Source organism: Billgrantia sp. Q4P2 (assembly GCF_052806135.1).
This window is the reverse complement of the sequence record NZ_JBRBAI010000003.1, coordinates 45536-59343: the sequence shown is the minus strand read 5'-3', so window position 1 is coordinate 59343 and position 13808 is coordinate 45536. Positions and strand designations below refer to the sequence as shown.

Genomic DNA, 13808 nt, shown 5'->3' with positions numbered 1-13808 from the left:
CGGCTAGCCTTCCCTGGCCGGCCGCGCCTTCCTCAGAAGGTTTCCCACTCCTCCTCGGCAGTGTGTGCCTTGCGCGGCTTGGGATCCGTGGCAGGGCGCGGGAGTGCGGCGAGTTGGGCCGTGGGGGCGGCCCGCCGCTGCGTCTTCGGCTGAGTGAGTCCATCCTCGCCAAGGAGGAAGGTGCCCACCAGGTCGCTGAGATGCTGCGCATGATGGCGCATTTCGCCGGCCACGGTGGAGGATTGCTGCACCATGGCGGCGTTCTGCTGGGTCATGGTGTCCATCTCGGCCACGGCGGTATTGACCTGGCCAATGCCTGCATTCTGTTCCCGCGCCCCGGCGCTGATCTCGGCGATCACGTCGCTGACCCGAGCCACGCTGGCGACGAGTTCTTGCATGGTCTCGCCTGCCTGTTTGACGATGCTGCTGCCCTCTCGGGTATGGGCCGCGGAGGCGTCGATCAGTTGGCGGATCTCGCGGGCGGCATCGCTGCTGCGGCTGGCCAGGGTACGAACTTCCTGAGCCACGACCGAGAAGCCGCGACCGTGTTCACCGGCACGAGCCGCTTCCACCGAGGCGTTGAGCGCCAGGATGTTGGTCTGGAAGGCGATACTGTCGATCAGCTTGATGATTTCCGCGATGCGACCCGACGAGGTATCGATATCGGCCATGGTGCGCTCGACGCGCTGCATGGCGCTTTCACCTTCGCGCGCCACCTGGGTCGTGGCCACCACCAACTGGTTGGCCTGCTCGGCGGACTCGGCGCTGTGGTTCACCGTGGCGGTGATCTCCTCCATCGAGGCGGAGGTCTCCTGCAGGTTGGCCGCCGCCTGCTCGGTGCGGGTGGCCAGTTCGTCACTGCTCTGGGCGATCTCCTCGGCGGCCTGGTTCACACTCGCGGTGCTGCGCCGCACGTCACGCAGGGTCTCCTGCATACGCGAGACGAAGGCGTTGAACTGGTTCGCCAGCTCGCCGATCTCGTCGCGGCTCTCCACCTTCAGCCGACGGGTCAGGTCGCCTTGCCCCTTGGCGATGTCGCGCATGGCGACGGCGGTGCGGCGAATCGGCGCCACGGTGCGACGCACCAGCCAGATCGACACGATCGCGACAACGACGAACAGGCCCAACCCGAGCAGTGCCGAGGTCAGGAGGGACTGGCGCAGTGCACCGGCCGCCTGTTCTTTGGCCTCGGCCATGGCGGCATCGATGTCGGTGGTGTAGACACCGGCGCCGAGCATCCAGTCGAACTCGGGCACGTTGACGGCGTAGGAGTACTTGGTTTCGATGCTGCGGGTGCCGGGATACTCCCAAGGATAGGAGTAGTAGCCGCCGCCTTGGCGGGCCACGTCGATCAGGTCGCGGATGATGTAGGCGCCATCGGGCGCCTGCACACCGATCATGTTGGTGCCCTCGCGCTCGGGCATCGGTGCGGTGACCACGTTGAGCCCGTCGTGTTGATAGGCGAAGACGTAGTTGCCGCCCTCGAAGCGGATGGCACGCAGGATTTCGGCGGCACGCTCGCGCTTCTCGGCGTCGCTGAGGTCGGAGGCTTCCAGGATGGGCTGGATGGCTGAGTGAGCACTCTCGACCACGTCGCGAACCCCGGTCCTGCGCGTGTCGATGAGTAGCTCCCGCTGATGCTCCAAATTGACTCGGCTGTCCTGGGCGCGGGTATAGCCATCGATGACCACCAGGCTGAGTGTGGTCAGCAGCAGGGGCAACAGGACCAGGAGCAGGAGGCGAGCCTGAAGGCCCAGTGCGAATGAGGCCTTGGGAGCCGATGTTTGCATTGCGAAAACCTCGAAGATAGGCAGTATGCTGATACGATCGTGAGCACTTGCTAACTTCGGCCGGTTTCGCTGTTTCTTTAGGCGTCGTCTGCAAGATCGGCAGACGATTTTACGGAAAGCCAGGCCTGCCCTGGCTCCCGGAGGCTACGACCTTGACTCCATGGCAGGTCGTCCGACGTGGTTCAGGGAGTGTCGCGCAGGCGGGTCAGGCCTTCCTGCGCCGCTGAGGCGACCAGCCGGCCGCTGCGGTCATAGATGCTGCCGCGGGCGAAGCCGCGGGCGCTGCCGGCCCAGGGGCTGTCCATGTCGTAGAGCAGCCAGTCGTTGACCTTGACGTCGTGGTGGAACCACAGTGCGTGGTCGAGGCTGGCGATCTGAAGCCTGGGGTCGCGGAAGGTGATGCCGTGGGGCACCAACGAGGTGGTCAACAGGTTGAAGTCGGAGCTGTAGGCCAGCAGGTAGCGGTGCAGGGCAGGGTCGTCGGGCAGTTCGCCGGTGAGGCGGAACCACAGCCGCTTGCGCGAAGGCTGGCCGGGCTCGGCTTCGTCGTCTAGATGCAGGAACTCGATGGGATGGCCGGGAAAGCGCTCCAGGCGAGCGTTCGGATTCTGGTCCAGCGCTTCGGGAAGGGTGACCTCGGGCATGGACATCTGGTGGGCCATGCTCTCTTCGTAGCCGTGAAAGGAAGCGCTGCAGAAGAAGATGGGGCGCCCCTTCTGGATGGCGGTGACGCGCCGAGTCGTGAAGCTGCCGCCATCGCGCACGGCGTCGACCTGATAGACTACCGGGCGATGGGGGTCGCCGGGGCGCAGGAAGTAACCGTGCAGCGAGTGTGCCTGGCGGCTGGCATCCACCGTGTGGGTGGCGGCCGAGAGCGCCTGACCGAGCACCTGGCCGCCGAACAGCTGCGGCAGGCCAAGATCCTGGCTGCGGCCGCGGAACAGGTTCTCCTCGATCTCTTCCAGGCCGAGCAGGTCGACGAGCGCATTCAGGGCATCGGTCATGGGCTTCCTCATCGGCATATCATACGGTTGTTTCAGGCAACAGCATAACGGAGTCCGCGCCGATGCGCAGTGACGAATTCTACATGCATCGGGCGCTGGACCAGGCCCGCGAAGGACTGGCCGCCGGCGAGGTGCCGGTGGGGGCGGTGGTGGTGGATGCCGCCGGGGAGATCGTCGGCGCCGGTTACAACGCCCCCATTTCGGGCCATGACCCCAGCGCTCATGCCGAGATTCGCGCGCTGCGCGCTGCCGCTGGCCGCCTGGGCAACTACCGCCTCGACGGCTGCACCCTCTACGTCACCCTGGAACCTTGCCTGATGTGTACCGGAGCGATCATTCATGCCCGCATCGCCCGGCTGGTCTATGGTGCCGCCGAACCGCGTACCGGCATGGTGGAGTCGAAGGCCAACCTGTTCGCCCAGCCCTGGTACAACCATCGGGTCGCAGTGGAAGGCGGGGTGTTGGCCACGCGTGCCGCCCGGCTGCTCAAGGACTTCTTCGAGGTCCGGCGCGAGAAGGGCACAGCCTCTTCAGGCTTTCTCGATGATGGTTAAGGCTGGGGCGACCCTGACCCGATTGCGCCCTTCGGCCTTGGCGCGGTAGAGCGCATCGTCGGCGGCCTGCATGAGAGTGGCGACGTCAAGCGGGCCGTCGACCAGGGTGACGACGCCGATACTGGCCGTCAGGACCTTGCCATCGTGATGCCGTAACTCGGCGTCTTGCAGGCGCTGACGCAGTGTTTCGGCAATCTCCCGGGCTTGCATGGGGTCGGTCAGCGGTAGGCAGGCAACGAACTCTTCTCCACCGTAGCGGGCGAACAATCCGCCGTGCGGTTCGAGCACTTCGCGTCCAATCCCGCCCAGTTGATCCAGGTAGCGGTCGCCGATCAGGTGGCCCTGGTGGTCGTTGATGCGCTTGAAATGGTCGACATCGCAGATCAGCACGCTCAGCGGCCGCTGAGTGGCGTTGGCCTCGAGTGTTTCCATGAACAGGCGGCGATTGGGCAGCTGGGTCAGTTCATCATGCCGGGCCAGCCACTCGACCTCTTGCTGCAGCTGGCTGCGGGTGTGAATTTCGCGTCGCAACTCGGTGTTGGCAGAGTGCACCTTGCGATGCTGGCGCGCGAGACGTGTGTAGCCGTGCAGTACCAGGTAGAGAAGGTAGGCCAGGGTCAGTCCGATGACGAGACTGACCACCGGATGCCGAGGCAGCTGCTGCAACAGGCGGGAGTGGCTGGGCTGAATGCTCAGGCCAAGCGGTGCACCGGCCACGTCGAGCTGTACCTCGTGCTGCCAGGGGCCGAGGCGAGTCTCGGGTATGAGGCTGGCCAGGACTTGATCGCCCTGGGTGAGCAGAAGGCTGGTGTGCTGCTTGTCCACCTCGCTGAACAGCATTTCGGCCAGCATCGGCAGGCTGATGACCATGGCCACGGCACCCAGGGTGCTCTGTTCATCCAGCGGGATTGGCAGATAGTGAATGATCCCCGGAACGCCCTGCAGCAGCATGATGACGTCCGTGCGCCCAATGCGCTGCTCGAAGAGTGCACGACTGACCGCTTCGCGCCCGGCAGGCTGAGCATCGAACAAGCGTGCGCCCAAAGCCCGGTGATTGATGTCGTTGAACGGGTAGATCCGCGTGAGGCGGCTGTCGGGGTCGACGAAGGCGATGTTGAGCAGGTAGCGAAAATCGCGGTGGTAGAGCGCCGCCTGCTTGGCCCACTCGGCCTGGCTGGGCGGGGTGTCGAACAGGGTCCAGATGTTGGCGAAGCGCTCCACGGCAGCCAGATGATCCTGGATATCACGCGTCAAGCGGTCGCCAAGCTGGCGGGCTTCCGTTTCGACGGTGGCATGCAGCTCACGCTCGGTGACGGCCTTCTGATGATGCCACAGCAACAGCACGGCCAGGACGAGGATCAGTGACGGTGCCAGCGCGCGCCTGAGGGCGGCAGCATGAGCCCGCCAGCCCGGTAGGGCCGCCATGCCCAGGCCGACCAGCAGCGTTGCCATGGCGAGTGTGGGCCATGGTCCGGCCGCTGACCGCAGCAGTTGAGTATCGAGGCCCGTTCTGCCAAGCAGGCCCTGTACGCCCAGCAGTAGCGCGGCCATGATCAGCAGCAGCGGGCCGCCCAGCGTGGAGCGGGTACGCGTGGTGATCAGTATGGCAAGCAGGATCAGGCTCAGGGTCGTCAGCAGCGACGGGCGCCAGGCCTCCAGCGTCAGCTCTGCGGCCAGGCCGTGACTCATGTCGTCCCAGCGTGACAGCGGCACCCAGTACTCCGGCAGCACATAGCTGGCCAGTGCCAGGGCCAGCGGCAGCAGGGACAGCCCTACCAGCGTCTTCGCTGTCGCATGCCAGCCCCGCAGCAGCATCAGCTTGGCCAGGACGAGCATGCCGGTGAGCCCGAGTGAGACGAGTTCATGCAATGGTTGTCCGACATCTCCAAGCACGACACCGAAGACGAGGGGCACGATGGCCAGGCAGGTGAAGAAGGTGGCATGGCGATACATGGTCACGCTCTTCTAGAGAAGGGGGGAAATGATGTCGAACAGCGGGGCGTCATCGTCCTCGCCGTTCGACAGCTCGTTGAGCTGCAGATACTGCTGCTGGCTACGGTCGACGTAGGTCAGGATCTCGTGGTAGCGCCGGATGTTGCGCACGTAGATGACCGGTTCGCCGCCGCGTGCGTAGCCATGGCGAGTCTTGCTGTGCCATTCATGTTGCTGCAGCAGCGGCAACGCCTCGCGTACGTCTTCCCAGCTGTCGGGATTGCCGCCACGCTCTTCGGCTATCACGCGGGCATCATACAGATGGCCAAGCCCCACGTTGTAGGCGGCCATGGCCATGTAGAGCCGGTCCTTGCCCTGGATCGACTCGGGCAGGCGCTCCTTGATCTGTCGAAGATAGCGTGCTCCGCCATGCACGCTCTGGGCCGGGTCGAGACGATCGCTCACGCCCATCTCGCCGGCGGTGGGCAGGGTCAGCATCATTAGCCCGCGCACGCCGGTGGGCGAGGTAGCCTCTGGATCCCAGTGCGACTCCTGATAGCCCAGTGCCGCCAGCAGCTTCCAGTCGAAGCCGGTATTGCGCGCCGCCTCGCGGAACAGCTCGGCGTAGGTAGGCAGGCGTTCGTTGAGGTGGGCGATGAAGACCCGGGCGCCGACGTACTCCAGGTAATCGTCGTGACCGAAGTGGCGGGCAATCAGTTCGTCGAGTAGCTCCTCTTGCTGTAGGTCGGCGAGGAAGCGGTTGGCTTCCTGCTGCAGCCCCAGGCCGCCTTGGGCGGGAAAGGCCCAGGCCATGGAGAGCGGCCTGCCCAGCGGGAAGCCGCGCTCGACGCCGGGAAAGAAGATCCTGTTGATGCGGAACTGATGCTCGAAGACCACGGCGGCGTCCAGGCTGCCGTTCTCTACCCGGCTGAGCAGCTCGGCGATCTCCAGGTCCGATGACTCCTGCCAGCCCAACTCCGGATGTTCGGCCTGCAGTTCGCGCAGCACGCGATCGGTACCCGAGCCGCGAATGGTGCCGATGGTGAGGCCGGCAAGGCCCTCCGTGGAATTGACCGGCGGCAGGCCACGGCGATAGACCAGCAGCGGTTGCAGGTCGAGGATCGGGCGGCTATAGATAAGGTCCCGCTGGGTCAGGTCCAGCGGCAGGGCGGCCGCGGCGAGATCGCCTTCCTGGCGCACCGCATCCAGCGCACTGTTGATATGATGACGGGCATCCAGGGTCAGGCTGACGCCGAGGAACTCGGCGAAGCGGCGCATCAGCTCGTACTCGAACCCTGTCGGGCCGTGGCGCCCCTCGTAGTAGGTGGTCGGCGTGTTGCGCGTATGAATGCTGATGAAGTCACGTTCGTGAACCGCCTCCAGCAGGCCGCTGGCGGGCTTGAAGTGGCGGTAGGGGGCCAGGCACAGCACGACCCCCAGCAGCAACAGGGCGGCCAGGCGTAGGCGGCTCAGCAGGACACGACTATCAAACTCAGGCATTCAGGCGACGATCGGCGATGAGAGCTTCACGATAACGGCCCGAGACACGGCTGTCATCTGCTGCATTTCGTCTGCCCGTCGCTTTCCAGTATCATATCGCCTTTCTGCGCCGCCGTGCGGCCCTCTTCCTCCGCTTGCTTCAGAGGCTTCCAGACATGCTCGAACTTCGAGGCGCGCCTGCCCTTTCCGCTTTCCGTCACGACAAGCTGCTGGCTGCCCTGCGCGCACGGGTTCCCGAGGTCGAGTCCCTGCACGCCGCCTACGTGCATTTCGTGGATCACGACGGTGAATTCTCCGACGAGGAACGCAACCTCCTTGGCCAACTGCTCGACTATGGCATCAAGAACGTGAGCGACGACACCCAGGGTGCGGATCACGCCGAGGGTCAGCTTTTCCTGGTGGTGCCGCGCATCGGCACCCAGTCGCCGTGGTCGTCCAAGGCCACCGACATCGCCCGTAACTGCGGCCTGGGCCGGGTGCGCCGGATCGAACGCGGGGTTGCCTACCGGGTAGCGCTCAAGGCGCCGATGTCCGAGGCCGCCTTCATGGCGCTTCGCGAGACCCTTCACGACCGCATGACCGAGAGCGTGCTGACCGATGCCTCCGATGCCGCCCGGCTGTTCGCCCATCACGAACCGGCGCCGCTGGGGCAGGTGGACATTCTCGACGGGGGCAGGGCGGCGCTGGAGGAGGCCAACCTCGCCCTGGGGCTGGCGCTGGCCGAGGATGAGATCGACTATCTGGTCGAGGCCTTCCGCGACCTGGAGCGCAACCCCACCGACATCGAACTGATGATGTTCGCCCAGGCCAACTCCGAGCATTGCCGACACAAGATCTTCAATGCCGACTGGGTGATCGACGGCGAGGCGCAGAGCCATTCGCTGTTCAAGATGATCAAGAACACCTACCAGGCCTCGCCCGACGATATTCTTTCCGCCTACAGCGACAACGCCGCGGTGATCAAGGGGGCCACGGCTCCTCGCTTCTTCGCCGCGCCGCTGACCGGCAAGGCTGCCGAGCGCGCCGTGTACGGTTCACAGCGTGAGCCGATCCACATCCTGATGAAGGTGGAGACCCACAACCATCCCACGGCGATTGCACCTTATCCGGGGGCGGCCACCGGTGCCGGTGGCGAGATCCGCGATGAAGGCGCCACCGGCATCGGCGGCAAGCCCAAGGCCGGCCTTACCGGCTTCACCGTTTCCAACCTGCGCATTCCTGAGTTCGTGCAGCCTTGGGAGGCGTTCGACTACGGCAAACCCGAGCGCATGCAGTCGGCGCTTGCGATCATGCTCGAGGGGCCCATCGGTGGGGCCTCGTTCAACAACGAGTTCGGGCGCCCCAATCTTGCCGGCTATTTCCGCACCTACGAGCAGGACACCCTGGGTGCCGGCGGCATCGAGCGGCGCGGTTACCACAAGCCGATCATGATCGCTGGCGGTTACGGCAACATTCGTGAAGGCCATGTGCAGAAGGGAGAGATCCCCGTCGGCGGCAAGCTGATCGTGATGGGCGGGCCGGCGATGCTGATCGGCCTGGGTGGCGGTGCAGCCTCGTCGATGGCCTCCGGTACTTCCAGCGCCGACCTCGACTTCGCCTCGGTGCAGCGCGAGAACCCCGAGATGGAACGCCGTGCCCAGGAGGTGATCGACCGCTGCTGGGCGCTGGGCGAAGCCAATCCCATCCGTTTCTTCCACGACGTGGGCGCCGGCGGGCTCTCCAACGCCCTGCCGGAGCTAGTCAAGGACGGTGGCCGCGGCGGCCGCTTCGAGCTGCGCGCGGTGCCCAACGCCGAGCCTGGCATGAGTCCGCTGGAGATCTGGTGCAACGAAGCCCAGGAGCGCTACGTGCTGGCGGTGGCACCGGAGGATCTCGCCACCTTCGATGCGCTGTGTGCCCGCGAGCGCTGCCCCTACGCCGTGGTCGGCGAGGCCACCGAGGCGCATCACCTGGAAGTACGCGACGGACACTTCGCCTCGAAGCCGGTCGACCTGCCGATGAGCGTGCTGTTCGGCAAGCCGCCGAAGATGCAGCGCGAGTTCCAGCGCGAGAGCCTGGAACTGCCTGGCGTGATGCTCGACAACCTCGATCTGCGTGAGGCGATGGAGCGCGTGCTGCGGCTGCCTACGGTGGCCTCGAAGAGCTTCCTGATCACCATCGGCGACCGCTCGATTACCGGCATGGTGGCCCGCGACCAGATGGTCGGCCCCTGGCAGGTGCCGGTGGCCGACGTCGCCGTGACCACCGCGAGCTTCGACACCCACGCTGGCGAGGCCATGGCCATGGGTGAGCGCCCACCGGTAGCACTGATCGACCCGGCGGCGAGCGCCCGCCTGGCGGTGGCCGAGACCATTACCAACCTGGCTGCCGCACCCATCGAGAAGCTTGGCGACATCAAGCTCTCCGCCAACTGGATGAGTGCCGCCGACCACGTCGGCGAGAACCAGGCGCTGTTCGATGCCGTCCATGCAGTGGGCATGGAACTCTGCCCTCGGTTGGGTATCGCCATTCCGGTGGGCAAGGACTCCATGTCCATGCGCACCGCCTGGCAGGCGGGCGACGGCGAGGAAGCCGAGGAGAAGAGCGTCACCGCGCCGCTCACGCTGGTGGTCACCGGCTTCGCTCCAGTGACCGATGCGCTGAAGACACTGACGCCGCAGATCAACCTCGACCAGGACGAGAGTGACCTGATCCTGATCGACCTGGGGGGCGGCAGGAACCGCCTGGGTGGCTCGGCGTTGGCCCAGGTCTACGGCCAGCTCGGCCACGAGTGCCCCGACCTCGACGACCCGGAGGATCTCAAGGCGTTCTTCGCCGTGATCCAGGGGCTCAACGCCGACGGCAAGCTGCTGGCCTACCACGACCGCAGCGATGGTGGCCTGCTGGTGACCCTGCTGGAGATGGCCTTCGCCGCCCACGCCGGTCTCGAGATCAAGCTCGACTGGCTGATCGACGAGCCGACCCAGGCGGTGGATGCGCTGTTCGCCGAAGAGCTCGGCGCGGTGATCCAGGTCAATCGCCAGCATACCGAAGAAGTGTTGGCTCAGTTCGCCGCCGCCGGCATCGAGACCTGCGGCGTCATTGCCCGGCCGCGCTACGACGATCAGGTACGCGTGACCCTGTTCGAGGAGCCGCTGCTGGAAACCACCCGGCTGCTGACCCAGCGCACCTGGGCCGAAGCCAGCTACCGCATGCAGGCGCTGCGCGACAATCCGGAGTGCGCCAAGAGCGAGTTCGACGGCCTGCTCGATGGCCGCGACCCGGGCCTCTCGGCCAGTGCCACCTTCGACGTCAACGAGGACGTTGCCGCTCCGTTCGTCAACACGGCACGTCCGGCGGTGGCGATCCTGCGCGAGCAGGGCGTCAATGGCCATGTGGAAATGGCCTGGGCCTTCGACCATGCCGGCTTCGAGTCGGTGGACGTGCACATGAGCGACATCCTCGAGGGGCGGGTTGCCCTCGATGAGTTCAAGGGACTGGTCGCCTGTGGCGGTTTCTCCTACGGCGACGTGCTCGGAGCCGGCGGTGGCTGGGCCAAGTCGGTGCTGTTCAATCCGCGTGCGCGGGAGCAGTTCGCCGCCTTTTTCGAGCGCGACGACAGCTTCGGTCTCGGCGTGTGCAACGGCTGCCAGATGTTCGCCCAACTGCGGGAGTTGATTCCCGGCACCGAGAACTGGCCCCGCTTCGTGCGCAACGAGTCCGAGCAGTTCGAGGCGCGGGTGGCGATGGTTCAGGTGGAACAGAGCCCCTCGATCCTGCTTTCCGGCATGGAGGGCTCGCGCCTGCCGATCGCCGTCGCTCACGGCGAGGGCCGCGCCGAGTTCCGCGACAGTGCCCACCTGCGCAGCATGCAGGGCAGTGCCCAGGTCGCCCTGCGCTACGTCGACAACTACGGTCAGGTGACCACCCACTACCCGGCCAATCCCAACGGCTCGCCTTCGGGTATCACCGGGCTGACCACGCCGGACGGGCGCGTCACCATCATGATGCCTCACCCGGAGCGGGTGGTGCGGGCAGTGAGCAACTCCTGGCGTCCGGCAGAGTGGACTCGGGACGGCGCCTGGATGCGCCTGTTCCGCAATGCCCGCGTGTGGCTTGGCTGACTTTCGGCCGGTATCGAACTGAAAGAGGCGGCCCGCGGGCCGCCTCTTCATTTCATGCCGTATGTGCTCATCCCTGCCGTACCGTACCGTGCCGTACCGATCGCTACGCTGACCGGCGAAGGCGATCGCATTCAAGCACGCTGTTGCTGTTCCATCTCTTCCATCTGCGGCACTTCACTGCGAGAGGCGAGGAAGCCCTCCAGCACGGTGTGCTCCGCCCGCTTCTGCTTGATCACCGCCGTCAGGGCCGGATAGAGCGCCGGGACGGTGCTGGCTTCGCGCAGGTGCTCATGGAAGTGAAGCGAGTATCCGGCGTCGGTTACCGCCTGGGTCAGAACCTCGAATGCCACGTCTTGGGTAGTGATGAAGAAAGGGGGCGCTGAGACAGTGCTTGGCTGTGGCTGGACACCGGGAGGCTCCGGAAGGCCCAACTGGCGCGAGAGGCGACGCAGCTCCTCGACGCGCATTTCGCATTGAATGCCAAGTGAGGCCATCAGGCGGCTCACGGCGGTATCGAAAGGCAGGAAGCTGAAGGCGAGTCGTCGATAGCGCACAACCTCGGTGCGTTCGTGCACCTCAGCGAGTGTCAACAGCTCATCCAGCACCAGGGCCAGCCTGGTGATCCTTGTTGGTTTTTCTGGCATGGCGGTGTCCTCTTTACGAAGGCCGAGCATCAGCCGCTTCTCCGCATGTTGCGGCCTGAAAGATGCTCAGAGAATGCCTCCGGTTTGCATGACCTTCATCAAGTTTTGCGACGTTTAGGTCCGATGAACCAGCGATTCCATCCTCGGGTATGACGAAAGCCACGCTCCTGCCCGCTTCTTCCCCGTTGCCCTTTGGTGGCTTCGCCCGACACAGCACTGAACTTTCACTATAGACGAATTGCGGAAAAATCCATCGAAGCAAAATGAAACGAAGGTTTGACAACTGTAGCCGTCGCGCCAGACTGCCCTGACGCATGACATGAGGCAGCCAGGCATGACACGACAAGTTTTCCATGAGCGGGTGACACTGACGTTTCAGGACCATGTGGCCGAGGTTGCCCTGGTGAGACCCCGCGAACACAACGGCCTCGATGGCGGTTAAGATGGCGGGCCTCGATCGCTTGTCGGGTTGCCCATGAGTTCTGTCGCCGTCGCCCTGTCCTCCGCCCGCTGCCCTTCGCTGCGCCCTTACCAGCAGGAGGCCGTCCGTCGTGTGGTGAGTCATTTCCGCGCCAGCGACGAGCCGGCGGTGGTGGTGCTGCCCACCGGCAGCGGCAAGTCGCTGGTGATCGCGGAGCTGGCACGACTCGCACGTGGGCGGGTGCTGGTGCTTGCCCACGTGCGCGAACTGGTCGAGCAAAACCATGCCAAGTACCTGGCCTATGGCCTCGAGGCGGACATCTTCAGCGCGGGGCTCGGGCGCAAGGAGAGCGCGCGCCAGGTGGTGTTCGGCTCCGTGCAGTCGGTGGTGCGCAACCTGGAGCGCTTCGACCCCGCTTCTCAGGGCCAGGCCAATTTCACCCTGCTTGTGATCGACGAGTGCCATCGGGTCTCGCCGGAGAAAGACGCCAGCTACCGCCGTGTGATCGAGCGCCTGCGCCACGCCAATCCGCGACTCAAGGTGCTGGGGCTGACCGCCACGCCCTATCGCCTGGGGCAGGGCTTCATCTATCACCGTCACCATCACGGTATGGTACGCGGCGACGAGGACTGCTTCTTTCGCGACTGCGTGTTCGAGCAGCCGCTGCGGCTGATGGTCAAACAGGGCTATCTCGCGCCGCCGAGACGTATCGACGCGGCGGTCGAACGCTACGATTTCTCGGCGCTGGCGCCGGGCGCGAACGGCCTGTTCCGGGAAGAGGAACTCAACCGGGTGGCGGCGGGCAACCGCGCCACGCCGGGCATCGTCGCCGAGATCGTCGAGCGCGCCGCCAAGCGTCGTGGCGTGATGCTGTTCGCCGCCAGCGTGGCCCACGCCGAGGAGATCCTCGGCTACCTGCCGGCCGCCGAGGCGGCGCTGATCACCGGCGAGACGCCATCCCGCGAGCGCGAGCGAATCATTGCCGCCTTCAAGGCGCAAGAACTCAAGTACCTGGTCAACGTGGCGGTGCTGACCACCGGCTTCGACGCGCCCCACGTCGATCTGATCGCGATCCTGCGGCCCACCGAGTCGGTGAGCCTCTACCAGCAGATCGTCGGTCGCGGCCTGCGTCTCGCGCCGGGCAAGAGCGACTGCCTGATCCTCGATTACGCCGGTAACCCTTGGGATCTCTACGCGCCGGAAGTGGGCAGCCCACGGCCGGCCTCGGACACCGAACCGGTGCAGGTCGAATGCCCCGCCTGCGGCCACGCCAACCTGTTCTGGGGCCGGCGCGACGGAGAATTGGTCATCGAACACTTTGGTCGCCGCTGTCAGGGGCTTGCCGAAGATGCATCGGGCAAGCGCCGGCAGTGTGAATTTCGCTTTCGCTTCAAGACCTGCGGCGAGTGCGGCGCCGAGAACGACATCGCCGCGCGGCGCTGCCATGGCTGCGAGACCCTGCTGGTCGACGCCGACGACAAGCTCAAGGAGGCGCTGCGCCTCAGGCACGCCAAAGTGCTGCGAGTGGCCGGGATGCAGCTCGAGGCCACCGTCAACGGCCGCGGGCTGCCGCGGCTCAAGGTGACCTATCACGACGAGGATGGGACGAGCTTGAGTGAGTGGTTCGCCTTGGAGACGGCGGCGCAGCGCGCTGCCTTCGCCGCCGTTTTCCTGCGCGATCATCTGCGCGCGCCGGGAGCGCGCTGGCAGCCGATGAGTGCGGAGGAGGTCATCGCCGAGCGACGGCGCCTGCGCTACCCGGACTTCGTGGTGGGGCGCAAGGTGGGCCGTCACTGGCAGGTAAGGGAAAAGCTCTTCGACTACGCCGGACGCTACCGCAAGGCCGAGGCGGCAGAGTAG

8 protein-coding genes are annotated in these 13808 nt (G+C 65.6%); 3 read left to right on the top strand and 5 right to left on the bottom strand.

Features of this window, described 5'->3' with window-relative positions; translation table 11 throughout:
* Positions 1-32: 32 nt before the first annotated feature.
* Both ACUY1T_RS05635 and ACUY1T_RS05630 read right to left on the bottom strand, forming a co-directional pair.
* Positions 33-1790 (bottom strand): methyl-accepting chemotaxis protein, encoded by a 1758-nt coding sequence (locus ACUY1T_RS05635; RefSeq protein ID WP_446020852.1) that lies wholly within the window; start codon positions 1788-1790, stop codon positions 33-35.
* 182 nt (positions 1791-1972) lie between these two features.
* Positions 1973-2794, bottom strand: coding sequence for an acyl-CoA thioesterase (locus ACUY1T_RS05630; protein WP_446020850.1), 822 nt, complete (start codon positions 2792-2794; stop codon positions 1973-1975).
* A gap of 62 nt (positions 2795-2856) precedes the next feature.
* Here ACUY1T_RS05630 and tadA point away from each other — a divergent pair, with 62 nt between their 5' ends.
* Positions 2857-3348 carry a tRNA adenosine(34) deaminase TadA gene (gene tadA / locus ACUY1T_RS05625; protein WP_446020848.1) on the top strand — a complete coding sequence of 164 codons (492 nt, stop codon included), beginning with the start codon at positions 2857-2859 and terminating at the stop codon, positions 3346-3348.
* Here tadA and ACUY1T_RS05620 read toward each other — a convergent pair.
* Both ACUY1T_RS05620 and mltF read right to left on the bottom strand, forming a co-directional pair.
* Positions 3325-5301 (bottom strand): sensor domain-containing diguanylate cyclase, encoded by a 1977-nt coding sequence (locus tag ACUY1T_RS05620; RefSeq protein WP_446020846.1) that lies wholly within the window; start codon positions 5299-5301, stop codon positions 3325-3327. The genes tadA and ACUY1T_RS05620 overlap by 24 nt on opposite strands.
* A 12-nt stretch (positions 5302-5313) precedes the next feature.
* The gene (gene mltF, locus ACUY1T_RS05615) at positions 5314-6780 is read right to left on the bottom strand and encodes a membrane-bound lytic murein transglycosylase MltF (protein WP_446020844.1); all 1467 of its coding nucleotides are present in this window, start codon (positions 6778-6780) and stop codon (positions 5314-5316) included.
* Between the two features lie 155 nt (positions 6781-6935).
* On the opposite strand from mltF, the gene purL reads away from it, so the two are divergent.
* Complete coding sequence (purL, locus tag ACUY1T_RS05610; RefSeq protein WP_446020843.1) at positions 6936-10883, top strand: phosphoribosylformylglycinamidine synthase; 3948 nt, start codon at positions 6936-6938, stop codon at positions 10881-10883.
* Between the two features lie 131 nt (positions 10884-11014).
* On the opposite strand, the gene ACUY1T_RS05605 is transcribed toward purL, so the two are convergent.
* The gene (locus tag ACUY1T_RS05605) at positions 11015-11527 is read right to left on the bottom strand and encodes a hypothetical protein (protein WP_446020841.1); all 513 of its coding nucleotides are present in this window, start codon (positions 11525-11527) and stop codon (positions 11015-11017) included.
* A gap of 475 nt (positions 11528-12002) precedes the next feature.
* On the opposite strand from ACUY1T_RS05605, the gene ACUY1T_RS05600 reads away from it, so the two are divergent.
* Positions 12003-13808, top strand: a complete 1806-nt coding sequence (locus ACUY1T_RS05600; RefSeq protein WP_446020840.1) for a DEAD/DEAH box helicase — start codon at positions 12003-12005, stop codon at positions 13806-13808.

Coding starts and splice junctions, on each gene's coding strand:
- ACUY1T_RS05635 (WP_446020852.1), bottom strand. CDS start 1,790: ATGCAAACATCGGCTCCCAAGGCCTCATTCGCACTGGGCCTTCAGGCT.
- ACUY1T_RS05630 (WP_446020850.1), bottom strand. CDS start 2,794: ATGACCGATGCCCTGAATGCGCTCGTCGACCTGCTCGGCCTGGAAGAG.
- tadA (WP_446020848.1), top strand. CDS start 2,857: ATGCGCAGTGACGAATTCTACATGCATCGGGCGCTGGACCAGGCCCGC.
- ACUY1T_RS05620 (WP_446020846.1), bottom strand. CDS start 5,301: ATGTATCGCCATGCCACCTTCTTCACCTGCCTGGCCATCGTGCCCCTC.
- mltF (WP_446020844.1), bottom strand. CDS start 6,780: ATGCCTGAGTTTGATAGTCGTGTCCTGCTGAGCCGCCTACGCCTGGCC.
- purL (WP_446020843.1), top strand. CDS start 6,936: ATGCTCGAACTTCGAGGCGCGCCTGCCCTTTCCGCTTTCCGTCACGAC.
- ACUY1T_RS05605 (WP_446020841.1), bottom strand. CDS start 11,527: ATGCCAGAAAAACCAACAAGGATCACCAGGCTGGCCCTGGTGCTGGAT.
- ACUY1T_RS05600 (WP_446020840.1), top strand. CDS start 12,003: ATGAGTTCTGTCGCCGTCGCCCTGTCCTCCGCCCGCTGCCCTTCGCTG.